The sequence below is a fragment of the Mesorhizobium sp. USDA 3734 genome (assembly GCF_056279665.1).
Genome location: NZ_JBWCCW010000001.1, coordinates 3,180,256 through 3,204,664, shown reverse-complemented (window position 1 = coordinate 3,204,664; position 24,409 = coordinate 3,180,256). Strand labels below are relative to the sequence as shown.

29 protein-coding genes and 1 tRNA gene are annotated in these 24,409 nt (G+C 62.8%); 13 read left to right on the top strand and 17 right to left on the bottom strand.

Annotation, left to right across the window (positions count from 1 at the left end; all coding sequences use genetic code 11):
* Nucleotides 1-58: 58 nt before the first annotated feature.
* Nucleotides 59-1,162, bottom strand: a complete 1,104-nt coding sequence (locus tag ACZ89F_RS15510) for an NADH:flavin oxidoreductase/NADH oxidase (protein WP_476092752.1) — start codon at nt 1,160-1,162, stop codon at nt 59-61.
* A gap of 233 nt (nt 1,163-1,395) precedes the next feature.
* On the opposite strand from ACZ89F_RS15510, the gene ACZ89F_RS15505 reads away from it, so the two are divergent.
* The 4 genes from ACZ89F_RS15505 (at nt 1,396) to ACZ89F_RS15490 (ending at nt 3,395) form a co-directional block, all read left to right on the top strand.
* The gene (locus ACZ89F_RS15505) at nt 1,396-1,974 is read left to right on the top strand and encodes an NUDIX domain-containing protein (protein WP_476092751.1); all 579 of its coding nucleotides are present in this window, start codon (nt 1,396-1,398) and stop codon (nt 1,972-1,974) included.
* Nucleotides 1,975-2,213: 239 nt separating this feature from the next.
* Nucleotides 2,214-2,471 (top strand): PilZ domain-containing protein, encoded by a 258-nt coding sequence (locus ACZ89F_RS15500; RefSeq protein ID WP_476092749.1) that lies wholly within the window; start codon nt 2,214-2,216, stop codon nt 2,469-2,471.
* Nucleotides 2,472-2,484: 13 nt separating this feature from the next.
* Complete coding sequence (locus ACZ89F_RS15495) at nt 2,485-2,694, top strand: hypothetical protein (RefSeq protein ID WP_136617415.1); 210 nt, start codon at nt 2,485-2,487, stop codon at nt 2,692-2,694.
* A gap of 407 nt (nt 2,695-3,101) precedes the next feature.
* Nucleotides 3,102-3,395, top strand: a complete 294-nt coding sequence (locus ACZ89F_RS15490; protein WP_476092747.1) for a hypothetical protein — start codon at nt 3,102-3,104, stop codon at nt 3,393-3,395.
* Nucleotides 3,396-3,519: 124 nt separating this feature from the next.
* On the opposite strand, the gene ACZ89F_RS15485 is transcribed toward ACZ89F_RS15490, so the two are convergent.
* From ACZ89F_RS15485 to ACZ89F_RS15475, 3 genes are all read right to left on the bottom strand, one after another.
* Nucleotides 3,520-3,605 (bottom strand) — tRNA-Leu (locus ACZ89F_RS15485).
* Between the two features lie 274 nt (nt 3,606-3,879).
* Complete coding sequence (locus ACZ89F_RS15480) at nt 3,880-4,545, bottom strand: outer membrane protein (protein WP_476092745.1); 666 nt, start codon at nt 4,543-4,545, stop codon at nt 3,880-3,882.
* 119 nt (nt 4,546-4,664) lie between these two features.
* Nucleotides 4,665-5,516, bottom strand: coding sequence for an alpha/beta fold hydrolase (locus ACZ89F_RS15475; RefSeq protein WP_476092743.1), 852 nt, complete (start codon nt 5,514-5,516; stop codon nt 4,665-4,667).
* A 148-nt stretch (nt 5,517-5,664) separates the two neighbouring features.
* On the opposite strand from ACZ89F_RS15475, the gene ade reads away from it, so the two are divergent.
* Nucleotides 5,665-7,482, top strand: coding sequence for an adenine deaminase (ade, locus tag ACZ89F_RS15470; protein WP_476092741.1), 1,818 nt, complete (start codon nt 5,665-5,667; stop codon nt 7,480-7,482).
* A 165-nt stretch (nt 7,483-7,647) separates the two neighbouring features.
* On the opposite strand, the gene ACZ89F_RS15465 is transcribed toward ade, so the two are convergent.
* The 3 genes from ACZ89F_RS15465 to ACZ89F_RS15455 all read right to left on the bottom strand — a co-directional run bounded on the left by ACZ89F_RS15465 (nt 7,648) and on the right by ACZ89F_RS15455 (nt 10,278).
* Nucleotides 7,648-8,811, bottom strand: a complete 1,164-nt coding sequence (locus tag ACZ89F_RS15465) for an alpha/beta hydrolase (RefSeq protein WP_476092740.1) — start codon at nt 8,809-8,811, stop codon at nt 7,648-7,650.
* Nucleotides 8,812-8,954: 143 nt separating this feature from the next.
* Nucleotides 8,955-10,028, bottom strand: coding sequence for an alpha/beta hydrolase (locus ACZ89F_RS15460; protein ID WP_023812164.1), 1,074 nt, complete (start codon nt 10,026-10,028; stop codon nt 8,955-8,957).
* A 112-nt stretch (nt 10,029-10,140) separates the two neighbouring features.
* Nucleotides 10,141-10,278, bottom strand: coding sequence for a hypothetical protein (locus ACZ89F_RS15455; RefSeq protein WP_476092738.1), 138 nt, complete (start codon nt 10,276-10,278; stop codon nt 10,141-10,143).
* 204 nt (nt 10,279-10,482) lie between these two features.
* Between ACZ89F_RS15455 and ilvA the strand changes: the two genes are divergently transcribed.
* On the top strand, nt 10,483-11,739 hold the full coding sequence (ilvA, locus tag ACZ89F_RS15450; RefSeq protein ID WP_476092736.1) for a threonine ammonia-lyase IlvA: 1,257 nt from the start codon (nt 10,483-10,485) through the stop codon (nt 11,737-11,739).
* A gap of 14 nt (nt 11,740-11,753) precedes the next feature.
* A complete protein-coding gene (locus tag ACZ89F_RS15445; RefSeq protein WP_476092734.1) occupies nt 11,754-12,326 on the top strand; it encodes a DUF1697 domain-containing protein in 573 nt (190 codons plus the stop codon).
* Here ACZ89F_RS15445 and ACZ89F_RS15440 read toward each other — a convergent pair.
* Both ACZ89F_RS15440 and ACZ89F_RS15435 read right to left on the bottom strand, forming a co-directional pair.
* Complete coding sequence (locus ACZ89F_RS15440; protein WP_476092732.1) at nt 12,323-12,616, bottom strand: DUF2218 domain-containing protein; 294 nt, start codon at nt 12,614-12,616, stop codon at nt 12,323-12,325. The two genes, ACZ89F_RS15445 and ACZ89F_RS15440, sit on opposite strands and share 4 nt — an antisense overlap.
* Nucleotides 12,617-12,763: 147 nt before the next feature.
* Nucleotides 12,764-13,204: a VOC family protein gene (locus tag ACZ89F_RS15435; protein ID WP_476092730.1), complete on the bottom strand. Its 441-nt coding sequence runs from the start codon at nt 13,202-13,204 to the stop codon at nt 12,764-12,766.
* Nucleotides 13,205-13,421: 217 nt separating this feature from the next.
* Between ACZ89F_RS15435 and ACZ89F_RS15430 the strand changes: the two genes are divergently transcribed.
* From ACZ89F_RS15430 to ACZ89F_RS15415, 4 genes are read left to right on the top strand one after another with little or no spacing between them, the layout of a single operon-like run.
* Nucleotides 13,422-14,018, top strand: coding sequence for a cold-shock protein (locus ACZ89F_RS15430; RefSeq protein WP_109671722.1), 597 nt, complete (start codon nt 13,422-13,424; stop codon nt 14,016-14,018).
* Between the two features lie 25 nt (nt 14,019-14,043).
* On the top strand, nt 14,044-14,607 hold the full coding sequence (locus ACZ89F_RS15425; protein WP_476092729.1) for a DUF192 domain-containing protein: 564 nt from the start codon (nt 14,044-14,046) through the stop codon (nt 14,605-14,607).
* Between the two features lie 20 nt (nt 14,608-14,627).
* The gene (locus ACZ89F_RS15420; protein ID WP_476092728.1) at nt 14,628-15,395 is read left to right on the top strand and encodes an alpha/beta fold hydrolase; all 768 of its coding nucleotides are present in this window, start codon (nt 14,628-14,630) and stop codon (nt 15,393-15,395) included.
* Nucleotides 15,396-15,422: 27 nt separating this feature from the next.
* Nucleotides 15,423-15,794, top strand: coding sequence for a hypothetical protein (locus ACZ89F_RS15415; protein ID WP_476092727.1), 372 nt, complete (start codon nt 15,423-15,425; stop codon nt 15,792-15,794).
* Between the two features lie 91 nt (nt 15,795-15,885).
* On the opposite strand, the gene speB is transcribed toward ACZ89F_RS15415, so the two are convergent.
* From speB to ACZ89F_RS15380, 7 genes are all read right to left on the bottom strand, one after another.
* On the bottom strand, nt 15,886-16,851 hold the full coding sequence (speB, locus tag ACZ89F_RS15410; RefSeq protein WP_476092726.1) for an agmatinase: 966 nt from the start codon (nt 16,849-16,851) through the stop codon (nt 15,886-15,888).
* 12 nt (nt 16,852-16,863) lie between these two features.
* The gene (locus tag ACZ89F_RS15405; RefSeq protein WP_476092725.1) at nt 16,864-17,634 is read right to left on the bottom strand and encodes a creatininase; all 771 of its coding nucleotides are present in this window, start codon (nt 17,632-17,634) and stop codon (nt 16,864-16,866) included.
* Between the two features lie 12 nt (nt 17,635-17,646).
* The gene (locus ACZ89F_RS15400; RefSeq protein WP_476092724.1) at nt 17,647-18,354 is read right to left on the bottom strand and encodes an SDR family NAD(P)-dependent oxidoreductase; all 708 of its coding nucleotides are present in this window, start codon (nt 18,352-18,354) and stop codon (nt 17,647-17,649) included.
* A complete protein-coding gene (locus ACZ89F_RS15395; RefSeq protein WP_476092722.1) occupies nt 18,348-19,103 on the bottom strand; it encodes an SDR family NAD(P)-dependent oxidoreductase in 756 nt (251 codons plus the stop codon). The genes ACZ89F_RS15400 and ACZ89F_RS15395 overlap by 7 nt, the downstream gene beginning before the upstream one ends.
* A complete protein-coding gene (locus ACZ89F_RS15390; protein ID WP_476092721.1) occupies nt 19,100-19,870 on the bottom strand; it encodes an ABC transporter ATP-binding protein in 771 nt (256 codons plus the stop codon). Before ACZ89F_RS15390 ends, ACZ89F_RS15395 begins: the two co-directional genes overlap by 4 nt.
* A gap of 10 nt (nt 19,871-19,880) precedes the next feature.
* A complete protein-coding gene (locus ACZ89F_RS15385) occupies nt 19,881-20,663 on the bottom strand; it encodes an ABC transporter permease (RefSeq protein WP_476092719.1) in 783 nt (260 codons plus the stop codon).
* A gap of 103 nt (nt 20,664-20,766) precedes the next feature.
* The gene (locus ACZ89F_RS15380) at nt 20,767-21,759 is read right to left on the bottom strand and encodes an ABC transporter substrate-binding protein (RefSeq protein ID WP_476092717.1); all 993 of its coding nucleotides are present in this window, start codon (nt 21,757-21,759) and stop codon (nt 20,767-20,769) included.
* Nucleotides 21,760-21,881: 122 nt separating this feature from the next.
* On the opposite strand from ACZ89F_RS15380, the gene ACZ89F_RS15375 reads away from it, so the two are divergent.
* Entirely contained in the window at nt 21,882-22,787 is a 906-nt protein-coding gene (locus ACZ89F_RS15375) for a LysR family transcriptional regulator (RefSeq protein ID WP_476092715.1), read from the top strand.
* 18 nt (nt 22,788-22,805) lie between these two features.
* Here ACZ89F_RS15375 and ACZ89F_RS15370 read toward each other — a convergent pair whose 3' ends face one another.
* On the bottom strand, nt 22,806-23,411 hold the full coding sequence (locus ACZ89F_RS15370) for an HD domain-containing protein (protein ID WP_476092714.1): 606 nt from the start codon (nt 23,409-23,411) through the stop codon (nt 22,806-22,808).
* A 147-nt stretch (nt 23,412-23,558) separates the two neighbouring features.
* Between ACZ89F_RS15370 and cysE the strand changes: the two genes are divergently transcribed.
* Nucleotides 23,559-24,407: a serine O-acetyltransferase gene (cysE, locus tag ACZ89F_RS15365; protein WP_056584656.1), complete on the top strand. Its 849-nt coding sequence runs from the start codon at nt 23,559-23,561 to the stop codon at nt 24,405-24,407.
* Nucleotides 24,408-24,409: the final 2 nt, after the last annotated feature.

Here is a 24,409-nt window from a genome sequence, read left to right as displayed (position 1 = left end):
CTGTGGCAAACTATCCAGGCGAGAAGGCAGCATTGCGCCGGTATCCGGAACCCGTCGATCAGCCGGCCGCCTTCATCCAGTGCTGCATCGTGGTCACCGAACGGGCAAGCTGTGGCGCCGGGTGGATTGTCTCGCTGAACGTCGCCGCCGCACGCCACCCCCAGCGCGGATCGGCCAGGAAAGCGCGCGCCAGCGCCACCATGTCGGCGCGGCCCTCAGTGAGGATCGCTTCGGCCTGCTTCGGGTCGTCGATCAGGCCGACCGCACGGGTCGGAATATCAGCACCCTTGCGCACGGCTTCCGCCAGATGCACCTGGTAGCCGGGACCAGTGGGCAATTTCTGCAGCGGAGAATTGCCGCCGCTTGAGCAGCAGAGATAGGCGACACCCAAATCCTTCAATGCTTTCGCGACTTCGATCGCATCCTCGACGTCGAAGCCGCCATCGACCCAATCCTTCACCGACAGCCGCGCGCCGAGCATCAGCCTTGGCGTTGCCTTCCGCACCGCCTTGGCGATCTCGACGACAAGACGCATGCGGTTTTCCAGCGAACCGCCCCAGCGGTCCGTGCGCTGGTTGGACAATGGCGACAGGAACTGGAAGATCAGATAGCCGTGCGCGGCATGCAGTTCGAGGAAATCGAAGCCGGCGCGTTCGGCCCGCCTTGCCGCATCAGTGAAGCGTTCGATGAGCTGCAGGATCTCCTCGTCCTCCAGCGCGTGCGGCACGTTCCAGCCGGTGTCGTAGGCGATGGCCGAGGCCGACACGGTCTGCCAGGGATCCTCGTTTGGCTGCAGCGGCCCGCCGCCCTCCCACGGCTTGCGGTTCGAGGCCTTGCGGCCGGCATGGGCAAGCTGGGAGCCGAATTTCGTGCCGGGCGCGGCGACGCGTCTTGCCGCATCCAGCGCCCGGCGGGCGGCGGCCTCATTGTCTTCGGAATAGAGGCCGAGGCAGCCATGCGTGATGCGCCCGCGCCGCTCGACATCGGTCATCTCGACCGTGACCATGCCGGCTCCGGACATGGCAAGGTTCATCCAGTGATAGAGGTGCCAGTCGCTGGCCGAGCCGTCCTCGGCCGAATATTGGCACATGGGCGCGACGGCGATGCGGTTGGGAAAGGTAAGGCCGTCGAGGGTGATCGGCTGGAAAAGCGATGCTGTCATGAGAAACTCCGGGAGGGTTAGCAGCTATTTAGGCAGTCGATTGAGCCTGCGCCAGACACGAGGCGGTGAAACGGCTTCTGGACCAATCACTGACGGCATTGCCGAAACGCCGGTTCGCGGCTACGCCTCGGCCCAATGCATGTCGCCTAAAAGTGGCCCCGGTTTTGGGAGAACGACATGTATAAAACAAAAGCATAAAGCGCGTCGCGACGCGCTTTAGCATGGAGACCATGATGGAAGATCGCATTCGCATCCGTTCAGAGGAGATCCTCTCCGACGACTGGGCCGTCCTGAAGAAGACCGTCCTCGACTACCGCCGGCGTGACGGCGAGTGGGAGACGCAGGTGCGCCAGACCTATGATCGCGGCGACGGCGCGGTGATCCTGCCTTACGATCCCTCGCGATCGACCGTGCTTCTGGTGCGCCAGTTCCGCTATCCCGCCTACGTCACCGGCCACCGCGAACCGCTGATCGAGGCCTGTGCGGGGCTGCTCGACGAAAACGATCCGGAAACCTGCATCCGCAAGGAGGCGGAGGAAGAGCTCGGCTACCGGCTGCAGAACGTCGAGCGGCTGTTTTCGCCCTATATGAGCCCGGGCAGCGTCACCGAACGGCTCTGGTTCTTCATCGCCCGCTATTCGCCGGCCGACCGCATCTCGGCCGGCGGCGGCGCGCCGGAAGAGGGCGAGGACATCGAGGTGCTGGAGATGCCGCTCGACGAGGCGTTGGCCGGCATCGCCGACGGTCGCATCATCGATGCCAAGACGATTATCCTGATCCAGCATCTGAAGCTGAACCCGATCGCTGCTTGACCCTCGGCGGCTAGCCGGCGCCTTGCCTGCATCGGAGCGCTGGAAAATAGGTGCCATCAAAGTAGGCCACGGACGGCCGCGAGGGCGCTTTTCGAGAGCAGAACAAACGAGGCGGGCTGTCGGCTTTGCGTTTTGGGAACCATTTTAGTGCTAGCTAATTGAATTGTGGTTGTGCGAGTCGAGCATGCGTTTGAAGTGCATCAATCGTTCACTGCTGGATTTACCGGAAGAAGAACACCATGCCCCCCATTGATCCGCCAATGGAGCGACGCTCTCACGCTCGTGGGATTGTCCTGAAGGATGCGACCATCGTCACGGACGATGCGAAGATCGGTTGCTCCGTTAGAAATCAACACGCTCATGGCGCGGAATTGCGGGTGGACCCCGGCGTCACAATTCCCGACCGTTTCGTCCTGCAAGTGCCTGAAGATGACGCCAGCTATCGAGCCGTGGTGAGGTGGCGAAGGCGTGAGCGCCTCGGCATTCAAATATACTGAGTTGGGGGGTCGCGTGCCTATTCGGAGAAAAGCAACGGAGGCCGGGATTTTTGATCCATCCGAACTGGCCTTGTTGGGGCGCGTTTTTGAGCAACTTAAGCTCAACAACCAATCGACTGAAGCGCGTAGCGCGCTCGCGTCTCGGATCATCGCAAATTACATGGCCGGCGTGACTGACGAGCTGGAGCTGGTTTCGCTTTCCAGGCAACCCTTGGGCCGCTAGAGCAATTCCAGGAAAAGTGTGAAACGGTTTTCCGTGCGGAATTGCGTTAAAACAAAGAGCTCTTGGCCGGCAGGACTTCAGTCTTAATTGAGGTGTGGCTAATATACATGTACGCTTGTCGGTGCGGGGAAAGATCCCAAACCAAGCCCACCCGCAACGGCCCGGCACGACCCCAACGTCCCCCCGACTGCGAGCGTGCCGGGCCGTTTGTTATGGGGAGCGCAGCCATCTGGCGTGTTTTCCTTCGGTTCGGCCCGTCTGCCGATGATTTTGATTTAGAGCAATGCAGCTTCGGGTTGTCGACCGTAGAAAGTCGGCTGTAGGACTTGGACATGACTTTTCACGTAACGACCAGACGCACTGCGCTCGGCACAGTCGTCTCCATTCCAGCAATAGGAGCCGCTGCAGTGGCAAGGGCTTCTGCTGCAAACTTGAATGAAAGCCCGATCCTGGCAAGCTTTCGCCGTTGGGAGGCGCTCAGGGAATCGATCTCCTTTGACATTTCCGACAATGATCTGGTTCGCGTGTATGCTGACATGTCCGGCGTCGTGGAAACCATGCTCGCAACCCCGGCCACAACCACCCATGAGTTCGCGGCGCAGTTCATGGTCGTTTGTAGCGGCGAGGAGATCGAATATCGGCGAGCCGCCCGCGAGCTCTATGCTCACGCGCAGACCCTTGTCGGCATGGCGTCACTGTGAGCAGGACACCGGCGTTGCCCTTTCAGTTCATGGTTCGTGTCGCGACGCCTGACATTTGACGGCTGCGCTGGAACACCGTCGTTTCCGGGCTGTTTCAAGCCGAATCCGGCACAAATCATAGCAGTGGTGCGGACGACGGGAATCGAACCCGTACGATCAGAGATCGAGGGATTTTAAGTCCCTTGCGTCTACCAATTCCGCCACGTCCGCAGGCCAGCCCTTTTCAGACGCCAGACACAGGCCGTCAAGTCGTGTTCTTGGGCCTTGGCCGAACGTGCAAACAGACCGGGCGGCTTGGCGATACTGGCGCGATCACGGAATTATCGGCGCGGCGGGTAACTGGTAGGATGCCTGTAGGTGGATTTGATCCGCCAAGGCCGGCGCCTCTCAGGCCCAACCCATTCCCCCCGCCCACTGGGAGCGTCGGCCGCCCCAATTCCCCCGAAGACCATCCCGGCCTCCAGCGTCACAACAACGTTCTGGTTCAGAACTTGTAGCTCAAATTGATGCCGACCGTGTTGAGCTTCACGTTCTGATCGCGATCGTTGAAGGGTTCCGCCATGTCGTCATGCTCGGAGCCGAAATCATAGTAGCGATACTGCGCGCCGACGACGAATTTGTCGGTCAGCGCGTAGTCGACGCCGGCCCCGACGGTCCAGCCGACATTTGTGCGCGTGCTGACGAACGCCGGACCCGCGACTTGCGATGTTTCGATGCCGGCGAAAGCAACGCCGCCAATACCGTAGACCAGCACGCGATTCATCGCATAGCCAGCCTTGGCATTGACCGACCCGAACCACTTGATGTCGGTTCCGAATGTGTTTCCCAAGCCCAGTTCGGCCGTGCCGCCGATCGAGGAATAGTTGAGGTCTGCCTCGGCGCCGAGTACCGCCTGGTCGAACTGCCACAGGCCGGCGACATGGCCGCCGACGAAACCGCCGTCAATGTCGGGCGAGATTGAAAACGGCTCGCCCTCTGTCCCTGATATGTCGGATTGGCCCCAGCCATAGCCGGCCTGCATGCCGGCATAGTAGCCTGTCCAGTCGAAGCCGGGCGCGGTCATCGGCACGTCGACCGCCGGGTCGGCTGCGAAAGCCGGCACGGCCAGGGCGGCGAGGAAACCGGCACTTGCGAGCATCAGCCGATGCATCGAACTCCCCGAAATGACGATTCAGAAAGATCCTTGCGGCGAGGATAACCACATTCGCCGCAAAACGGAATCCCATTGCTCAACAATCGCAATCTCCCCCTGTTGCGGCACAGGATCCCCTATTTGGCGTCGATGAAGTCCAGCGCCGCCTGGCTATACTCATCCGGCGCTTGCAGCATGGCAAAATGACTGGCGTTGGGTAGGATGATCAGCTTTGCGCCCGGGATGGCGGAGGCGATGTATTCGGTGTGTTCGCGCTTGATCGCCTCGTCATGGTCGCCGGCAACGATCGCCGTCGGCGTGGTTATCTTGGCGAGCTGTTCCTTGGTCCACGCCGGCTCGCTCTCCCACATATGGCTCATCTGCGCCACGAAGGCGTCATACTGGTCCGGCGTCTTCGACATCTTCTTGTAGTCGCGGCCGGAGCGGTCGATGTAGGCGGCAAAGGTCTTGTTGGTCATCACACCCGGATCGAGGCCATCGGTGGTTACGTTGGCGGCTTGGGCAAAGAGCCTTGTCAGCCGCTCCGGATGATGCAGCGCGATGTCGATACCGATAATGCCGCCATCGCTCCAGCCGACAAGCGCGGTCTTGTCGATTTTCAGGTAGTCGAGCAGCGCCAGATAGTCCGACGCCATCAAGTCGTAGCCGTAAGGCTGCTCGGTGCGGGTGGAGCGACCGTGGCCGCGGCTGTCGGCGACGATCACCTTGTGCGTTTTGGAAAGCGTGGCCACCTGGCTGGCCCAGATGTCGGCATGGCCGAGGCCGCCATGGATGAGCAGCACCGGGTCGCCCGCGCCGAAAACGGCGTAGTACATCTGGATGCCGTTCACCGGCGCATATCCGCTCTGATCAGGTTTGGGCATGGCCGCTGGCTCCGGCAAGGTCTGCCAACGTTCCTCGGCGACAGCAAAAGTGGTCGACGCTGCGAACAAGATGACGATGGCGAACGCTTTCCAAAAACGGGTCATGTTTTTCCCTCAAATGGCTCGGTCCGCAGTCAGCATCGCCTTTCAGCCGGAATAGTCAACAAGCCAGGCCTGCCGCCGGATGTCGGACCAACGGCTCTGGCGGCGCCCGCCTACATTTGCGACACTGGCCGCAACCGAGGAATCGCCAATGACGAAGACCAAGCCCGCAAGGCCCGCGAAACCCAGACCATGGACCGAGATGGCGACGCATCTGGTCGATGTCGCCATGGGGCGGAAGCCCGCTGACCTGGTCGTGCGAAACGGCCGCTGGGTGAATGTCCATTCGGGCGAGATCATCGCCGGCACCGACATTGCCATTGCCGGCGGCCGCTTCGCCTATTGCGGACCGAACGCCAGCCATGCCATCGGCCAGGGCACCAAGGTGGTCGACGCCGGCGGGCGCTATCTGGTGCCCGGCCTCTGCGACGCGCATATGCATGTCGAAAGCGGCATGGTGACGGTGACTGAGTTCTGCCGTGCTGTCATCCCGCACGGCACCACCTCGATGTTCATCGACCCGCACGAGATCGCCAATGTGCTGGGCCTGCCCGGCGTGCGGCTGATGCATGACGAGGCCGTCGCCATGCCCATCAACGTGCATGTGCAGATGCCGTCCTGCGTGCCCTCTGCACCAGGGCTGGAACATGCCGGCGCCGAACTGACGGTCGCCGATGTGGCGGAAGCGATGACCTGGGAAAACATCATCGGCCTGGGCGAAGTGATGAATTTCCCCGGTGTCGCCGCCAATGACCCGGTGATGTCGGGCGAGATCGCCGCGACGGTCAGGGCAGGCAAGACAGTCGGCGGCCACTATGCCTCGCGCGATCTCGGCCTGCCGTTCCATGGCTATGTCGCCGGCGGCCCCGAGGACGATCATGAGGGCACGCGCGCCGAGGATGCCATCGCCCGCGTACGCCAGGGCATGAAGGCGATGCTGCGGCTTGGCTCGGCCTGGTACGACGTCGCCTCGCAGATCAAGGCGGTGACGGAGAGCGGCATCGATCCGCGCAATTTCATCCTGTGCACCGACGACAGCCATTCCGGCACGCTGGTCCAGGAAGGCCATATGGACCGCGTGGTGCGCCACGCCATCCAGCAGGGTTTGAAGCCGGTGACGGCGATCCAGATGGCGACGCTGAACACCGCCCAGCATTTCAAGCTGGAGCGCGAGATCGGTTCGATTGCGCCGGGGCGGCTGGCCGACCTGCTGATCGTCTCGGATCTCGCCGCAATGACCATCGACGAGGTCTATGCACGCGGCGTCAGGCTGGCCAAGGGCGGCAAGCTCGAAGTCGATATTCCGGCCTATGATTACCCGACGACGGCGAAGAACACCGTCAAACTCGGCAAGAAGCTGAAGGGCGGCGACTTCGACATCGCCGCTCCCAAGGGCGCCAACGAGGTGCGGGTGCGCGTCATCGGCGTCATCGAGAACCAGGCGCCGACGCGCGCGCTGGAGGCCGATCTGCCGGTCGAGGACGGACTGGTGGCCATGGATCGCCGCAACGACATCTGCCAGATCGCGCTTGTCGAGCGCCACCGGGGCACGGGCGGCGTCACCAACGCCTTCGTCTCCGGCTTTGGCTACATGGGCGACTGCGCCATGGCGTCCAGCGTGGCGCATGACGCCCACCACATCATCTGCGTCGGCACCAACAAGCAGGACATGGCGCTGGCGGTAAACCGTCTGGGCGAGGTCGGTGGCGGCGTCGTGCTGTTCTCCAAGGGCAAGGAATTGGCGCTGGTCGAAATGCCGATCGCCGGGCTGATGTCGGACGAGCGGGCCGAAATCGTCGCGGCCAAGGCCGAGAAGCTCACCGAGGCGATGCGCAAGATGGGCTGTTCGTTAAACAACGCCTACATGCAGCACTCGCTGCTGGCGCTGGTCGTCATTCCCGAGCTCAGGATTTCCGATGTCGGCCTGATCGACGTGACGACATTCCAGAAGGTCGACCTCTTCGTCTAGGATTGTTGATTTTCAGGCCATGCCGGCCTGCAAGTAGCGATTTTCTGCGCTTCCGGTGCTCACGTACTTAAGTACGCTCCACTCAGGTTCTCGAAAACCGCCATTTTCGGCTCGGCCTGACCCGAATCTCAACAATCCTAGTCTAGGGTCAATGTCGTCGCTTGCTCACCCGCCGGTGGCGATGGTCAACACCTTGAACGGCGTGGTGATGACGATCTCGGCGACCGAGCCGACGGCCTTGCCGAGGCCTTGACCGAGATTGTTGAGCTGTGTCGGGTCGGGCTCGTCCGAGGCGAGACCCGCCGGCGCCCGCAGCCGGTCGCCGAGCAGTTGCACCAGCATCGGGTTGTCGGCGAATTTGGCATGGTTGAGACGGTCGCCGCCCTTGGCTTGGGAAAGATCGACCACCGACACGCCATAGCTGGCGAGGTCGGCAGCGTTGCCGTAGTCGCCGACGCGCGGCTTGTCGCCCGAGATCAGCGAGGAGAGCTTGAGAGCCCGGTCATCCGCCGAGAGCAGGATGGCGAACGGCTTGTCGGGCTTGCCGTAGCGGATCATCTGCTTCTTGAAGACGTCGACATCGATGTCGGGCGAGGCCAGGATGACATATCCGAGTTTGCCGTCGAGATCGCGATCGCCGGTGATAGCAAGCTGGCGCAGCGCCTCCATCGTCACCCAGGTTCCCATCGAATGGGCGATGATGTCGATGCTCTTGACCTTCGTTTTGGCCAGCATCCTGAGCGTCGCTTCGAGGTCGTCACGCGCCGCATTGGCGCTTTCCTTGTCGTAGATATAACCGGTGGTCTTGCCGCTCGAAGCCCATGAGAACAGCACCGGCGTGCCGGGGTATTTGGTGTCGTGGGCGATCTGCGTCAGCCGGTAGATGCCGTCATCGAAGCCATTGTTGAAGCCATGCACGAAAACCAGCGCACGGTCGCCGCGCATGGCGATGTCGGCGCCGACCGCCTTGGCGAATTGCGGCGCGCTTTCGTAGAAGGTGACGTCCTTGGCGGTGAAGTCCTTGGCCGGATTGCTGTTGGCCGATCCCTTGGCCCGCTCGATGGCGCCGACCTGATGGCTTTTCGGGACGGTGACGTCGACACGGGCAAAGCTGGTGGTCAGCGAGCGATCGCCATCATACACCTGTCGCGGATCCTTGGTTGCCTTCTGGCGGGTCGTGGCGACGAAGATCTCATGCGTGGCCGCGATGTCGGAAGCGGGCACCGCGATCGTCGTCCTGTTGAGCAGGTCATGCGTATTCCGGCCGGCGCAGCCGGTGACAGCGAGCGCGAACGCAACGACGAGGTAGCTCTTCGAACGCACGGTCACACGCCGGCTCCCGCAAAGGGGGACGTCAAACGCATGACGTCGCTGGCTATTCCGATAGAGCCAGAGTCCGGCGCGGTCCAGTTCAAAGTGAGTCCATACGTCCGCGATGGTGAACAGACACGGCAAAAACCGCGGGACCGCATCTATTGCCCAAGCAGGCCGATGCGATCCGTCACGTCACGGTCGCTGGCAAACCCGTCATCCTCGCGCAGCCGCTGGCCGATCATCTTCACCAGCGTCGGATTGTCGGCGAATTTCGTATGGTTGAAGCTGTCGCTTCCCTTGACCTTGGAGAGATCGACGACCGTCACCCCGTAGGAGGCAAGATCGGCGGCATCCTTGTAGTCGCCGACGCGTGGCCGCGAACCGGCGATCAGGCCGGACAGCCTCAGCGCCCGATCGTCGTCGGACAACAGCAGGATGAACGGCTTGTCGGGCTTGCCATAGCGCCGCATCTGGCTCTTGAACACGTCGACATCGATGTCGGGCGAGGCCAGCACCACGTCGCCGAGTTTGCCGCCGAGATCGCGGTCGCCGGTGATGGCCATCTGGCGCAGCGTTTCCATGGTGACCCAGGTTCCGAGCGAATGCGCGACGATGTCGATGCGCCGTGCGCCGGACTGCTCGAGCATCCTGAGCGTCACTTCCAGCTGGTCGCGGGCAGCACTGGCGCTTTCCTTGTCATAGACATAGTCGGTGGTCCTGGCGCCCGATGCCCAGGAAAACAGAACAGGCGTGCCGGGATAGCCGGAATCATGGACGATCTGGGTCAGGCGATAGACGGCGGCGTCGAAGCCGGTGTTGTAGCCATGCACGAAGACCATGACGCGGCCACCCCGCGCCGCGATGTCGGCGTTCAGCGCGCTGGAGAATTTCGGCTGTGTGTCATAGCCGACGACTTCCGAAGCCATGAAATATTTCGCCGGGTCATCCGACTTGCCGCGCGAGCGCCGCTCGATCTGGCCGGTCTTGTGGAGCCCCGGAACGGTGACGTTGACGCGGGCGTAGTTCAGCGTGGCCGAGCGCTCGCCGTCGAAAACCTTGTTGGGATCGTCGGATTTCTTGCGCGTCGTGGCGATGAAGATGCTGTGATTGCCTGCGATCTCCGTCACCGGAGCGGACACCATGGCGCTACCCAGCAGTTCCTGTGTTTGCTGGCCGGCGCAGCCGGCGACGAACAAGGCTAGGACAACGGTAAAGATCTTCTTCAAAGGCACGCCTGAAATTCCAACTCCGGCCGAAAGGCCTGTCTACCCCCGCGACACCTCCCGGACAGGGAGAGTGCGGCGGAACTAAGTCATGTCCAGTCGAAATGTGATCAGCGCCCGGTTACAGCCATGGGACTGTTGCGCGAAAGCCAAAATGGCGGGAGAAACGCCTGCGTGGTGGCGCGATGGGCGGCTTCACCGTCAGCTCGCCGATTTCCGGCAAGGACATGGATTTCAGGCCGACCGACGCGACGGGCATGAACAAACGCCTCCAAGTGTTTCCAAGGGTTTTACGAATGCCCGTTACGGGAGGGCATGAATGGCCGAACAATGGCGCCGCGAGGACGGATATGCAATAGGCGGGACCGGGCTGTGCGACGTCAGGTGCTCAACGAACAGACGGCGCGCAACCCGACAAACGGTAGAGGTCCGCGGACGACATGCGGCGCAAGGTGGTTTTCCGATGAACAGTTTCTCTTCCCGCGTCGCTGCCGCTGCCGCCGCGATCCGCCAGATCTTCCCGGAAACGCCGCTGCAGGAAAACGACTATCTGTCGAAAAAGACCGGCGCGCGGGTTCTGCTCAAGCGCGAGGACCTGTCGCCGGTGCGTTCCTACAAGATCCGCGGCGCCTTCAATTTCTTCCGCAAGACGCTGGCGGCCGGCAATGAGGCCGAACTGTTCGTCTGCGCGTCCGCCGGCAACCATGCGCAAGGCTTTGCTTTCGTCTGCCGCCATTTCGGCAGACGAGGCGTTGTGTTCATGCCGGTGACGACGCCGCAGCAGAAGATCGACAAGACCAGGCTGTTCGGCGGCGATTTCATCGAGATCAGGCTGGTCGGCGATTTTTTCGACGACTGCTATCGCGCCGCCTTCGAATTCACCGAAAGCTCCGGCGCCCACATGGTGCCGCCCTTCGACCACAAGGACATCATCGAGGGGCAGGCGACCGTTGCCTATGAGATCGCCGACCAGATGCCGGGCGCTCGCATGCCCGACATCATCATGCTGCCGGTTGGCGGGGGCGGGCTTGCCGCCGGCGTCACCCACTATTTCGCCGATCAGGGCCGGGAAGCGCGCTTCGTCTTCTGCGAGCCGGCCGGCGCGCCGAGCCTGCGCGAGAGCCTCGCCGCGGGAAAACGGCTCAAGCTCGCCAAGGTCGACAATTTCGTCGACGGCGCGGCGGTGGCAGAGATCGGCCGCGAGCCGTTGCGGCATCTCAAGGACTTTCCGGCCGACACGGTGCGGCTGATCCCCGAAAACCGGCTCTGCGCCACCATGATCGAAATGCTCAACGTCGAAGGCGTCGTGCTGGAGCCGGCCGGCGCGCTGGCGATCGATGCGCTGAAGGATTTTTCGAAGAAGGAGATCAGGGGCAAGACCATCGTTGCCGTGGTTTCGGGCGGCAATTTCGATTTCGAGCGGCTGCCGGACGTCAAGGAGCGGGCGCTGCGCTTCGAGGGGCTGAAGAAGTACTTCATCATCCGCTTTCCGCAGCGGCCGGGCGCGCTGCGCGACTTCCTCGAACTGCTCGGGCCCGACGACGACATCGCTCGTTTCGAATATCTGAAGAAATCGGCGCGCAATTTCGGTTCGGTGCTGATCGGCATCGAAACCAAGGACCGCCGCAATTTCGATCTGCTCAAGGCGAATTTCGAGGCCGAGGGCGTCCAGTATCAGGACATCACCGACAACGAGACATTGGCCGGGTTCATCATATGAGCGGTCGGGATCAAATGATTGATCCGGGAAAAATCTTCGTCGCGCTGTTTTCCGGCATCAATGTCGGCGGCAACCGCATCGTCAAGATGGCGGAGCTGCGGTCGTTCTTCGAGGATCTCGGCTTTTCCGATGTCGCCACCTATGTGCAGAGCGGCAATGCCGTGTTCCGGGCTGACAAGGGCGACGCGGTCACGCTGACGAAGCAGATCGAAGCAGCCTTCGAGAAGAAATGGGGTTTTTATTCGCGCATCATGGTGCGCGATCTCTCATGGTTCGAGCGGTTGGTGAGCGAAAATCCCTATCCGGAAGTTGCCGCGGACCACACGAAGCTGCACGCCTATGTGCTGGAACGCGAGCCGACCGCCGATGAGGTGGCGCGGCTGGCCGAAAAGTGCACCGGCCCCGAACGCTTCGAGATCAGGGGCGATGTGCTCTACCTCAGCGCGCCGGACGGGCTGGGCAAATCGGTGTTTGCGGGACTGATCCCGCGCACGCTGAAAGTGCCGGGCACCGCGCGCAACTGGCGCTCGGTGCTGGCGCTGCTGGAAATGGCCGCTCGGGCTGGCGGGAAGTCAGTCGCCGCCTAGGCTGCCGGAGCGGGCTTCCAGTCGAAGGTCAGTTCTTCGCGGAAAGCAAAGCGCTTGATGTGATCGGCGACGACGCTTTCCAGTCGCTCGAGCGATCCGCCCTCGTCAGTCGTCACCACAATATGTAGCGCGGTCGCATCGGCGTCCATAACGGTACGGCCCATCGAGAGATCGATGGTGCCATGATTGGGATCGAACTCGACCGGAAATTTGTGCGCCCAGTGCTTGCACAGCTGCTGCAGGTAGCGGCTGGCATGTTCGGTGGTGACGTCGGCATGGCTGGTCGGCATGAGCTCTCCTGGACAAGCGCCTGTTGCATGATGTGGTGCCAGCCTAAGGCGGGCGCCACAGCCGGATAGATAGGCGCCGTCCCGGGAAAAGCCAAACGGTGCCGGACCTGTCAGCCGAGCATTATCCGCTCAAGACAGCGTGATCGGCTACCAGCTTCCGGTGTTCGCCATCGATGCCCACGGTTCGGCCTTGGACTTGGCCGGACCTTTCTGCAGAAGCTCGATCGAGATGCCGTCCGGCGACCTGATGAAGGCCATGTTGCCGTCGCGCGGTGGTCGGTTGATGATGACGCCATTGTCCATCAGATGCTGGCAGGTGGCGTAGATATCGTCGACCTCATAGGCGAGGTGGCCGAAATTGCGCCCGCCCTTGTAGTCTTCCGGATCCCAATTGTAGGTCAGTTCGACCAGCGGCGCCTTGTCGGCGATGCCGCTTTGCTCGTCTTCGGAGGCCGCGAGGAAGATCAGCGTGAAGCGGCCTTGTTCGTTTTCGTAGCGCCGCACCTCCTTGAGACCGAGCTTGTTGCAGTAGAAATCAAGCGAGGCGTCGATGTCGGCGACGCGGACCATGGTGTGCAGATAGCGCATGTGATTTCCTCGATAAATTGCGTTGCGGTGCAACATAGGATCGGCCCTGTCAAAGGGCAATCATGCGGCAGTGCGCAATGCCGGCAAAGAACAAATCCGGTATTGCCCCAATGAACCGTGAAAAAAGGCACGGCAGGTCTTGCACACACCGGAAGCCGCGGTGTTAATCTGGTGTCAAGAATCAGTTGCGGTGTTCTTGAAAAAAGGGGGCATTCTTATGGGGGAAAAGGCCTCTTTGACGGGGCGGGACGGAACCCTCGGCGACGCCTTGCAGCGTGACGAAGGCGGCGATGCCGCTGATCTGCTCGAAGTAGCCGGCGCCATCAAGTGGTTCGATGTGGCCAAAGGCTACGGTTTCATCCTTCCGGATGACGGCATCTCGGGCGACATCCTCCTCCATGTGACATGTCTTCGAAGGGACGGCTTTCAGACGGCCCTGGAGGGCGCGCGCGTGGTCTGTCTCGTCAAGCATGGCGACCGCGGATTGCAGGCCTTTCGGGTGCTCTCCATGGATGTCACCACGGCGGTCCATCCCGCCGAGATGCAGGAGCAGCGCACCCATATCGCGGTGACGCCGGAGAGCGGTCTCGAACGTGCCCTGGTGAAATGGTTCAACCGCACCAAGGGGTTTGGTTTCCTCACCCGCGGCGAGGGCACCGAGGACATCTTCGTCCACATGGAGACCTTGCGCCGTTACGGCATCACCGAGCTTCGGCCCGGGCAGGTCGTGCTGGTTCGTTTCGGACGTGGCGACAAAGGCCTTATGGCCGCCGAAATTCACCCCGATATGGGGACCTTGCCGGTCTCGCACTAGGACGATTTCCGGCCGAGGATCTCGAATGGCTCATAGGAACTGGCTGACTGCGGGCGTGATATGCGCCGCAATTGCCGTGGTCGTCGCAGCCGGTGCTTACTTCTATTCCGAAAAGCCAACCTCGGCGGACAGCCGGGCGATGATCCTTCCGGCCGATCCGGCGCCGCTGGTCGTGGTGACGAAAGGCGGCGATCGCTCCTTTTCCATCGAAGTCGCCGACACCGCCGCCGAGCGCGAGGCCGGCTTGATGTATCGCCAGGACATGCCGGACGACCACGGCATGCTGTTCGTCTTCGAGGTCCAGCAGCAGGTTGGCTTCTGGATGCACAACACGCCGATGCCGCTTGATCTGATCTTTGTCGGCCAGGACGGCAAGATCCGGGCGGTCAAGCACGGCGAGCCGCAATCCGACGCCGTTATTTCGCCCGGTGTACCGGTGCGTTTCGTGCTCGAGCTCAAGGCCGGCACAGCCGCCAGGAACGGCATCGAGTATGGCGACCTTCTGCGCCATCCGGCCGTGGGCGCAGTGTCTGGCCCGGGCATGCCGCCCGCCGATAATGGCGATGCACCCAATGGCGGTGCCGGTTGAGCGCGCAGGCGGGATCGCAGATGCAGTTTTTCACCCATGACGGCTTCGATCTTACCTTCCTCGACCGCCAGCCGGCATCGGGCGAGGGCGATCCGGTGCTCATGATCCACGGCTTTGCCTCGAGCCATTATGTCAACTGGGTATCGCCCGGCTGGTTCAAGACGCTGAACGATGCCGGTTACCGCGCCATCGCTTTCGACAATCGCGGTCACGGCTCGTCGTCCAAGAGCTATGAGGAGGCCGACTACACGCCGGTCAAGATGGCCTCAGATGCCGCCGCCTTGCTCGGCCATCTCGGCATCGAGCGCGCCCATGTCATGGGCTATTCGATGGGCGCGCGCATCGCGGCGTTCATGGCACTGTCCGATCCGGACAAGGTGGCGACGCTGGTTTTCGGCGGTCTCGGCATCGGCATGATCGATGGTGTCGGCGATTGGGATCCGATCGCCGCCGCCTTGCTTGCCGATGATCCCGCCGCGACCAGCCATCCACGCGGCCGATCGTTTCGCGCCTTCGCGGACCAGACCCGCAGCGATCGCCGTGCCTTGGCCGCTTGCATCGCCAAATCACGCGAATTGCTGAGCGAGCAGGATATTGCCCGCATTGCCCAGCCGACGCTGATCGCCGTCGGCACGACCGACGACATTGGCGGTTCGCCCGATGAGCTTGCAGCATTAATGCCGAACGCCAGGGCCTTTCACATCGAGGGCCGTGACCATATGCTGGCCGTCGGGGACAAGACCTTCAAGCATCGCGTCCTGGAGTTCTATGCCGAAAATCCGCTCTGAGCGGACGGCGAGGGGGAGTGGGCAACAGTGGCACAATGGGGACGCAGCACGGCCACCGTGCCGGCTGCGGTGGCGCAAGGTAGGCTCGGCAAACGTTCGGTTATACTGGCATTGTCGGCGCTCGCGGCAGGGGCACTTGCCATAACCATCCTGGTGGCGATGCCGAGCGACGCCTCGAAACTTGCGCAGAACATCGCAACCGGATTCTTCATGGCGGTGTTTCTGCTCGCCGCACCGCTGGCGCATATCGCCGGCGCGGTTTTCGGCGTGATGGCGCTGGTGCGTTCGAACGACAGCCGCGCGCTTGGCGTTCTGGGGATTATCCTCAACGGTCTGTCGGTGATGGCGGGGCTCGCTCTCCTGGTGGCAATGGCGTCGTCGATAGGCGCTTTCACATGATCTTGCGCGATCCCGGCTTGCCGCGGGTCGCGATAATCCTGGATCGAGCATTTGCCTGGCGGCGACGCGTCGGCGGTTCTGATGCTTGCGCTCAGTCCAACGCTCTCGCTGCCTGGACCGTCTTCGCCATCACGCACAGCAGCTCGAACATCATCGTCGCGCCGGCGAGCGCCGTCATTCCACCGAGGTCGAAAGGCGGCGCCACCTCCACGACGTCGGCGCCGACAATGTTCAATCCATCGAGCAGGCGGACCATTTCCTGCGCCTCGCGGGTGGTGAAACCGCCCAACTCGGGCGTGCCGGTACCGGGGGCCATCGATGGGTCGATACAGTCGATGTCGAAGGTCACATAAATGGGTGTGTTTCCGACGATGCTGCGCGCCTCCTCCATGACACTGGCCGCGCCCCGCCTGACGAATTCCTCCATGTAGATGATGCGGATGCCCTGGGCGACCGCCCAGTCATGTTCGCCGGGTTCGTATATCGAGCCGCGGATGCCGATCTGGACGACGCGCTTCGGATCGAGCAGCCCCTCTTCGATGGCGCGGCGGAATGGCGTGCCATGCGTATAGGGATTGTCGCCGAAATAGCGGTCATTGGTGTCGGAATGCGCGTCGAAATGGATCATGCCAACGGGCGCCTTGCGGGCCACGGCGCGCAGCACCGGCAACGTCGTCAGATGATCGCCGCCCGCGGCAAGCGGAATGGCGCCCGCCGCGACGATCGCCGCGATGCCGTCCTCGATGCGCTTCAGCCCGTCCAGCAGGTTGATCGGATTGACCGAGAGATCGCCGACATCGGCGACATTGGCTATGCTGAAGGGCTCGGTCCCCGAGACGTGATGGGCGCGCCGCATCAGGCTCGACTGGTTGCGGATCTCGCGCGGGCCGTGCCGCGCACCGGCGCGGTTGGTGGTGCCGCCGTCCCACGGTATGCCGACGAGCGCGATGTCGAGCCCCTCCGCGCTCGCCACGGCCGGCAGTCTCATGAAGGTCGAAAGTCCGGCGAAACGAGGAACGGCGGAGGCGTCGATCGGCTGGAAGAAATTGCTGCTCATGGTGTCGGCACCTCAGGAGAATTCACGTTTGACGATTTCCGCAATGCGGATCTCGCAGTCGTCGAGCAGCCACCGGCCTTTCTCCGCCGATGAGCCCTCGGTCAAAGAAAGGACGCCCGACAGCGGCACTTCCTCGGCTGGCCTTGGATAGCGATCATACGGCTTGAATTGTGCGGGGCCGTCATGCAGCGCCTTGCCGAGATCGACGAGCTCGGGGCGCAGCGCCAGCATCATAGAGGTCTCGATGACGCTCGCATGTTCGAGCTCGATGCCGGGATAGCCGTCGGGGAAGACCTTCGCCAGCGTCTCTGTGCGCACCATTTCCCAATGGTCGATGCGCAGGATCGTCAGATCCGCCGCACGCTCGCGGCCGATGGCGTCGAGCGCCAGCTCGATGCCCTCGATCGACGGGCCGATGTTCTCGTAGTGGCCGTTGAGCACGACGATGCGCCGGACCTTCTGGCGATAGAGATCGCAGATCACATCCCTGACCAGCAGCGAAAACGTATGCGCCGTGATGTTGATCGTGCCGGGGAAGGCCGGGCCGCCGCCTGTTCTTGGCTGCGAGCGGTTCCCATAGGCGATGGTCGGCGCGACGAGGCCACCGACCTGCTTCGCCACCGTTTCGGCGATGGCGGTGGGAAGCACGACATCGACATTCATCGCCATGTGGTGGCCGTGCTGTTCGGTCGAGCCAAGCGGCAGGAAGATGGGCGCGCCGGCGGCGATCCGCCTTTCGGCTTCGGGCCATGGCAGTTCAGCGAGGAAAACTCGGTCTTTCATGATCATCCCATTTCAAAGCATCGCCGCGCCACCATTGGCGCCCAGGCATTGTCCGGTGAAGAAGGTGGCGCCGGGGCCGGCAAGGAAAACCACCGCTGAGGCGATCTCGTCCGGCCGGCCGATCCGCCCCAGCGGATGTGTCGTCTCCAGCGCGCGCTGGCTCTCGCTCAGCGCCTCGAAGCCGAGAAGCGGCGTGTCGGTCGGCCCCGGCGCCACGGCGTTGACCAGGATGCGAGGCGCAAGCTCGCGCGCCCAGGCGCGTGTCAGGCCGAGCAATGCCGCCTTGGTCGCGCAATAGACCGAGGCGCCGGACCGGCCGAGATAGGCGAGCTCGGAGGCGATGTTGACGATGCGGCCGCCATCGGGAAGGTGCGGCAGGACTTCACGTGCCACGATGATGGCGCCGCGCACATTGACGGCGAACATGCTGTCCACATGGTCGAGCGAAACCGCGCCAAGCGGTGCTTCCTGGAGGATGCCGGCATTGTTGACCAGGATGTCATAGCCGCCGATCCGTCCCGCCCCCTGCCTGACCGCGGCAATGATGTCGGCCTCGCTGGCAAGGTCGCAGGCAAGGATCGGGATATCGCCTTCGGATGCCTTGAGATCGAACCCGAGAACCATGGCCCCGGCATCCCGCAAGGCGAGCGCGGTCGCGCGGCCGATGCCGCTGGCCGCACCGGTGACCAGGGCGCGTTTTCCGTGCAGCGGAGCTACCAAGGCACTTCTCCCCTGTCGACGCCGAGCGACTGCCCGGTGATGTTGGCCGCCAGGTCCGACGCCAGGAACAGATAGGTGCCGGTCATGTCGGCCGGCTCCATCAGGCCGGGCAGCGCTTGCGCGCCGACGATGTCTTCGAGCAGCGCTGCCTCGCTGACGGCGCCTTGCTCGGCCATCCGGCCAAGCGAGCGCATCGATGCTTCCGTGCGGACCCATCCGGGACAGACCGCATTGACGCGGATGCCCCTCGATCCGAGCTCCTTGGCCCAGGTTTTCGTCAGGCCGATGATAGCGTGCTTGGAGGCGACATAGGCGCCGAACCGCGCTTCGGCGACACGGCCCCAGATCGAGGCGGTGTTGATGATCGAAGCGCCGGCCTGCATGCGCGGCAAGGCGCGCGCGGTGACCAGCGCCGTACCGATGACGTTGATCTCGATGATGCGCCGGAAGGCGGCTTCGGCTTCGTCGCTGCTGTCGGTGATCGGCGTCATCAGCTCGAGGCCGGCATTGTTGACGAGCACGTCGATCCGCGGGATCGGTTCGAGTGCAGCCCTGACCGCCTCGCGGTCGGCGATGTCGGCCTCCATGCCGGTGGCGCCCAATTCGCGGGCCCGTTCGTGCACGGCCGCGTCGTTGGCAATGAGGTGCAGGCTGGCGCCGGCCTGGGCGAAGCCCTTGGCAATGCCGAGCCCGATGCCACGGCTTGCTCCGGTGATCACCACCGTCTTTCCGGAAAAGGAGAGGCTCATACGGCCACTCCGGTTTCGTTGCGGATCAGATGCAGGACCTTGTTGCGCAGTTCGAAGAATTTCTGGGTTTCCCGGATCTCCAGCGGCCGGTCCGGGCCAAGCTCTGCCGCCACGTCGATATCGGCGACGATCGAGGCCGGACGGCGCGAGAACAGGATGATCCGGTCGGCGAGAAACACCGCTTCTTCCACGTCATGGGTGACGAAGATGATGGTCTTTTCCTCGCGGATCTGGATCTGCCGCAGCTCGACCTGAAGCCGCTCGCGCGTCAGCGCGTCGAGGGCGCCGAAAGGCTCGTCCATCAACAGCACGTCTGAACCCGCGGCGAGCGTGCGGGCTATGGCCACGCGCTGGCGCATGCCTCCCGAGATCCGGTTTGGATAGGAGTCGGCAAAGTCGGCGAGCCCGAACAGCTTGAGATAGTGGCTGATACGCCCGGCCCTTTCGGTTGCGCCGAGGTCCTTCCTGTAGCGCATGCCGAAGGCGATGTTGTTTTTGACAGTCAGCCAGGGAAAAGACGAATAGGACTGGAACACCATGCCGCGCCGACGGTCCGGCCTGACGACCTTTTCCCCGCCAAGCAGGATCGAGCCCGAACTCGGTTCGTCGAGGCCGCCGACCATGCGCATCAGGGTGGTCTTGCCGCAGCCCGACGGGCCGAGGAACACGACCAGCGAATTGCGGTCGAGGCCCAGGCTGGTCTTTCGTACGACATCGACGGGGCCGAAGGACTTGGCCGTGTCGACGAATTGAACGTATCCGGTCATGTCATGCTCCTCACAGATACCGGAACAGCCGGCGGTGAAGCAGGCGAAGAAGCTGGTCGGTGACCAGGCCGATCAGGCCGATGACGACGACGCCGGCCATGACCTCCGGCGTCTTGACGAAGCGCCGGGCCGTCCAGATCACATAGCCGATGCCTGAATCGGCGGCGACGATCTCGGCGATGATCAGATAGGTCCAGCACCAGCCGAGCGTGATGCGCAGATTGTCGAGCAGCGTCGGCCCCATCCAGCGCAGGGCGACGTCGATCATGACCTGCCTCGAATTGGCGCCGACGGTGCGGGCGACCTCGACGAACTCCTGCGGCACGCGCCGCATGTCGTCGGCGACGAGCAGCACGAGCTGGAAGAACGTGCCCAGCCAGAGCAGGAAGATCTTGGTCTCCTCGCCGACGCCGAACCAGATGATGGACAGCGGTACGAGTGCGGGGACCGGCAGATAGCGGATGAAGTCGATCATCGGCTCGAGGGCGGCGCCGACGATCCGGTAGCTGCTCATCATGATGCCGATCGGGATCGCCAGGACGGCGGCGAGCAGGAAGGCAATCCAGACACGGGTGGTCGAAACCGCGACGTGCCAGAGCAGGTTTTGCTCGGTCAGCATTGTCCAAAGCGCGATGACGACGCGGCTCGGCGACGGCAGGAACTGCGGCGCAACGATGCCCGCGCGCGCCGCCAGCTCCCAGAGGGCAACGACGAGCACGGCCGCCGCGACGCTGACGGCAAACTCCAGCATCGGCGACGCGCGACCGCGGAAGACAAACAGGCTGCTGAACAAATCACTATCCCCGGATGATCGAAAAGAGCGGCCGTCATCGACGGCGAGCCGGAATGACCCCGCCGGCAGCCGCCAAACGGTTGCCGGTCCGGCCGCGCGGCCGCTATTTTGCCGGGACCTTGTTGATTGCCGTATTGTCGATCTGGTCGGCCGCCACCAGTCTGTTGTCGGCGGCGCCATTCTCCAGGTTGAGATCCATGACCGTGTCGAAGATCCCGTGCAGCGTGCCCTTTTCTCCCGGCTTGCCCATATAGGCGAGGGATTCGGCAAGCGTCGTGTAGGACAGGCTGGAGTTGACGATGTCGGTCACTTCGGCAGGCGTCAGGCCGAAATGCTTGGATGCCATGTCGGCGAATTTTTCCGGCTCGGCCTTGATGAAGTCGACCGCCTCATAGATGCAGCCGAGGAATTTTGTGTACTTGTCGGGGTTCGCCTTGAAGTCGTCGTTGCGGGCGATGATCGCGTCGATGATGATGCCGCGATGATCCTTGGACGAGATCAGCATGCGGGCACCGGGGCGGGTCGAGGCCTTCAGCGCCTGCGACATGAACGGTTCGTAGGTCGCGATCGCGGCGATCGATTCATCGACGAAAACCGCGCCCGTATCGGCCGTCGCGATGTCCTTGATCTGCAGATCCTTCAGCGACAGGCCGGCCTGCTTCAGCTCCATCTGCAGCAGCAGGCGTGAGGGAATGTTGGGTTCGGCCGCGACGACCTTGCCCTTGAGATCGGCCACCGACTTGATCTTCTCATCGGTGATGACGCCGTCGCCGCCGACGGATTCATCGATCGTGCCGATGATGATGCCGGGCGTCGAGGCGTCGCGCGGGCGGCCCTGATATTCGCCGACCGAGCGCATCTGCATCTCGATGTCGCCGCGCGCCATCGCTGCCATGACATTGGTCAGGTCGTCCTCGAACTTGATGCTGACGTCGAGACCCTTGGCCGTGAAGCAGCCAAGGTCGCTGGCGATATGGACAGGCGCAAATCCCAGCCATGTCGGCGCCAGGATGCGGATCTGGTCGGCGCTGAGGGCGAGCTGCGAACTGGCGAGCAGGAGGGCTGCGGACAAGGCGGTGCCGAGTAACGGTTTCATGATTGTTCCCCAATTTTGTTCCGCGCAGGCTCGCGATTTCTGACATTGATGTAAATGAGTTTATTTAGAACGATACATCGAATAGCATCGATGTGTCGTTCTGGGCATCATGGGGGAGTGGCATGCGCCGGCTGGACAACATCGATATCCGCCTGCTGCGCGTTTTCGTGGCGCTGGCCGATTCAGGAGGGTTCGCCGCCGCGCAAATCACGCTCAACCTGTCGCAGCCGACGCTCAGCACGCATCTGGCGGAGCTGGAGAAACGCATCGGTGCCCAGCTCTGCCATCGCGGACGCAAGCAATTCCGGCTGACCGAGGTCGGACAGGCGACCTATGATGCGGCGCAGAAGCTGTTCCGCGACCTTGACGATTTCGGACATCGCATCAATGCCGCCAGCGGCAGCCTGTCGGGCCGCTTGCGGGTCGGTACGTCGGATGGTGTCTTCACCAGTGGTGAACTGGGTATCCAGCACGCCCTCAGCCGCTTCATGGGGCCGGATTCCGACGTCTTCATCGACCTTTCGGTGGGCACGCCGTCCGAACTCGAGCAGCAAGTCGCCGATGGAGGCCGCGACATCGTCATCGGGCCGCTGTCGCAGAAGGCGCCCGGCGTCGTCTATCGGGACTATTGCGGCGAACCGCATCTTCTCTATTGCGGCCGCCGGCATCCGCTCTTTGCGGTGCCCGATTCAAGGATCGACCAGAGCGCCGTCGACGCTGCACGGTTCTCGGTGCGCAGCTATCGACATTTCGACGACCTCTATCTTGTCGGCCATCCCAGGGCGAGCGCATCGGTGGTTCACATGGAAGCGCAGTTGATGCTGATCCTGTCGGGCAACTTCATCGGCTTTCTGCCATGCCATTTTGCCGATCCCTGGGTCGCGGCCGGAGACATGCGGGCCATCAAGCCGAGGGCCTATGCGTTCAGTTCCATACACCGCGTCGCCTACCGCAAGAGCGACGCCCAGCGCTCGCTTGTTCAGGCCTTTCTCGGTGCATTGTTCGATGCAACGCCGGTGGCAGGATAGGGCCACATGCAGCGTGCTTCACGAAGGGCTTTGCAGGGCCTGCAATGACCGCGTCATGTTTTCCCGGGCCTGCGGCTCGAAGCGCTGGCGAAACTCTTCGGTGTGAAAAATGTGGGGGCGAGCGAGGAAATTCTTCAGGACGGCACTGCGTCCGGCCCGCCACATCGGCTCCTCCACCCAGGCGTACTCGCGCCGCACGGCGCGCTCATAGGCGTTGAAGGCGTCCGGCGCGGCACCCAGGATCGACAGGTCCATGTCGAGGAAAAGACTTGCGTCCCGTGTGGCCGTCGCGTCGTCGAACGGAGGCACTTGGTGCGTGGCGGTGGCGACGATCATCGCCGAGATGTGGTTGAGACGTGAAGGATCCGCGCGGCCCGCCAGTCTTTTCTCGGCAAGGCCGGCACTTTGCGCCTCGTTGTCCTTGGCCTTGCTGTCATAGATGGCATCGTGGAACCAGATCGCGGCTTCGACGGCTTCGGGGTCACCGAGCGACCCTCGATAGTCGCCTGCCAGCGCCAGCATCGCCTCGATATGGGCGAGGTTGTGGTAGTGGCGGCCTTGTGCCCGGTAGAGTCCCGAAAGCTCGCTTTTCAGCGTGTCGTCGATCAAGGGTTCGTTTTCCATGGCTGCTTGAATTCCCGCGAACCAAATCCATTTGACAATGCACTAAGGAAAATTGAGTTCAATCGTGCTAAGATCTGGCCTATATGTGCGGCCAGACAACAGGCAAGCGCAACAGGCAAGCCCGGCAGGGCGCAGGACGAGACGGCGATGAACAGCATCAGCATTTCCCGACACAGCGCATTGCAGCCGGTCGATCCGATCTGGCGTTCGATCCGCGACGAGGCGATGGAGGCGGTCAACCGCGACCCGTTGCTTGCCGCATTCCTCTATTCGACCATCCTCAACCAGGACAGCCTGGAAGAAGCGGTCATCCATCGGCTGGCCGAGCGGCTGGACCACCAGGACATCGGCTCCGATCTCATCCGCCAGACGTTCAAGTCCATGCTGGCCGACGACAAGGACTGGCCAACGACCGTGCGCGTCGACATCCAGGCCTATTACGATCGCGATCCGGCCTGCGACCGCTTCATCATGCCGGTGCTCTATTTCAAGGGTTTTCACGCCATCCAGACCCATCGGCTGGCGCATTGGCTGTGGAATCAGGGCCGCAAGGATTTCGCCCTCTATCTGCAGAGCCGCTCATCCTCGGTCTTCCAGACCGACATCAACCCGGCCGCCCGTATCGGCAAGGGCATATTCATCGACCACGCCACCGGCCTGGTGGTCGGCGAGACCGCGGTCATCGAGGACGACGTGTCGATCCTGCACGGCGTGACGTTGGGCGGCACCGGCAAGGCCGGCGGCGACCGTCATCCCAAGATTCGCTACGGCGTTCTGATCGGCGCCGGCGCCAAGATTCTCGGCAACATCGAAATCGGCCATTGCTCGAAGATCGCGGCAGGCTCGGTGGTACTGTCGCCGGTGCCGCACAACAAGACGGTTGCCGGCGTGCCGGCCCGTGTCGTCGGCGAGACCGGCTGCGATCAGCCGTCGCGCCAGATGGACCAGCTTCTGCCGTCGCAGACGATGGATCAGGTCGTCAGTTTCGACATCTGATT

Excerpts from the sequence above, each read along its gene's own strand:
- ACZ89F_RS15455 (WP_476092738.1), bottom strand. The coding sequence starts at position 10,278 with ATGCCCGTCGCGTCGGTCGGCCTGAAATCCATGTCCTTGCCGGAAATC.
- ACZ89F_RS15370 (WP_476092714.1), bottom strand. The coding sequence starts at position 23,411 with ATGGAAAACGAACCCTTGATCGACGACACGCTGAAAAGCGAGCTTTCG.
- ACZ89F_RS15480 (WP_476092745.1), bottom strand. The coding sequence starts at position 4,545 with ATGCATCGGCTGATGCTCGCAAGTGCCGGTTTCCTCGCCGCCCTGGCC.
- ACZ89F_RS15395 (WP_476092722.1), bottom strand. The coding sequence starts at position 19,103 with ATGAGCCTCTCCTTTTCCGGAAAGACGGTGGTGATCACCGGAGCAAGC.
- ACZ89F_RS15420 (WP_476092728.1), top strand. The coding sequence starts at position 14,628 with ATGCAGTTTTTCACCCATGACGGCTTCGATCTTACCTTCCTCGACCGC.
- ACZ89F_RS15405 (WP_476092725.1), bottom strand. The coding sequence starts at position 17,634 with ATGAAAGACCGAGTTTTCCTCGCTGAACTGCCATGGCCCGAAGCCGAA.
- ACZ89F_RS15430 (WP_109671722.1), top strand. The coding sequence starts at position 13,422 with ATGGGGGAAAAGGCCTCTTTGACGGGGCGGGACGGAACCCTCGGCGAC.
- ACZ89F_RS15505 (WP_476092751.1), top strand. The coding sequence starts at position 1,396 with ATGGAAGATCGCATTCGCATCCGTTCAGAGGAGATCCTCTCCGACGAC.
- ilvA (WP_476092736.1), top strand. The coding sequence starts at position 10,483 with ATGAACAGTTTCTCTTCCCGCGTCGCTGCCGCTGCCGCCGCGATCCGC.
- ACZ89F_RS15375 (WP_476092715.1), top strand. The coding sequence starts at position 21,882 with ATGCGCCGGCTGGACAACATCGATATCCGCCTGCTGCGCGTTTTCGTG.
- cysE (WP_056584656.1), top strand. The coding sequence starts at position 23,559 with ATGAACAGCATCAGCATTTCCCGACACAGCGCATTGCAGCCGGTCGAT.
- ade (WP_476092741.1), top strand. The coding sequence starts at position 5,665 with ATGACGAAGACCAAGCCCGCAAGGCCCGCGAAACCCAGACCATGGACC.
- ACZ89F_RS15475 (WP_476092743.1), bottom strand. The coding sequence starts at position 5,516 with ATGACCCGTTTTTGGAAAGCGTTCGCCATCGTCATCTTGTTCGCAGCG.
- ACZ89F_RS15445 (WP_476092734.1), top strand. The coding sequence starts at position 11,754 with ATGATTGATCCGGGAAAAATCTTCGTCGCGCTGTTTTCCGGCATCAAT.
- ACZ89F_RS15435 (WP_476092730.1), bottom strand. The coding sequence starts at position 13,204 with ATGCGCTATCTGCACACCATGGTCCGCGTCGCCGACATCGACGCCTCG.
- ACZ89F_RS15500 (WP_476092749.1), top strand. The coding sequence starts at position 2,214 with ATGCCCCCCATTGATCCGCCAATGGAGCGACGCTCTCACGCTCGTGGG.
- ACZ89F_RS15380 (WP_476092717.1), bottom strand. The coding sequence starts at position 21,759 with ATGAAACCGTTACTCGGCACCGCCTTGTCCGCAGCCCTCCTGCTCGCC.
- ACZ89F_RS15510 (WP_476092752.1), bottom strand. The coding sequence starts at position 1,162 with ATGACAGCATCGCTTTTCCAGCCGATCACCCTCGACGGCCTTACCTTT.
- ACZ89F_RS15440 (WP_476092732.1), bottom strand. The coding sequence starts at position 12,616 with ATGCCGACCAGCCATGCCGACGTCACCACCGAACATGCCAGCCGCTAC.
- speB (WP_476092726.1), bottom strand. The coding sequence starts at position 16,851 with ATGAGCAGCAATTTCTTCCAGCCGATCGACGCCTCCGCCGTTCCTCGT.
- ACZ89F_RS15390 (WP_476092721.1), bottom strand. The coding sequence starts at position 19,870 with ATGACCGGATACGTTCAATTCGTCGACACGGCCAAGTCCTTCGGCCCC.
- ACZ89F_RS15425 (WP_476092729.1), top strand. The coding sequence starts at position 14,044 with ATGGCTCATAGGAACTGGCTGACTGCGGGCGTGATATGCGCCGCAATT.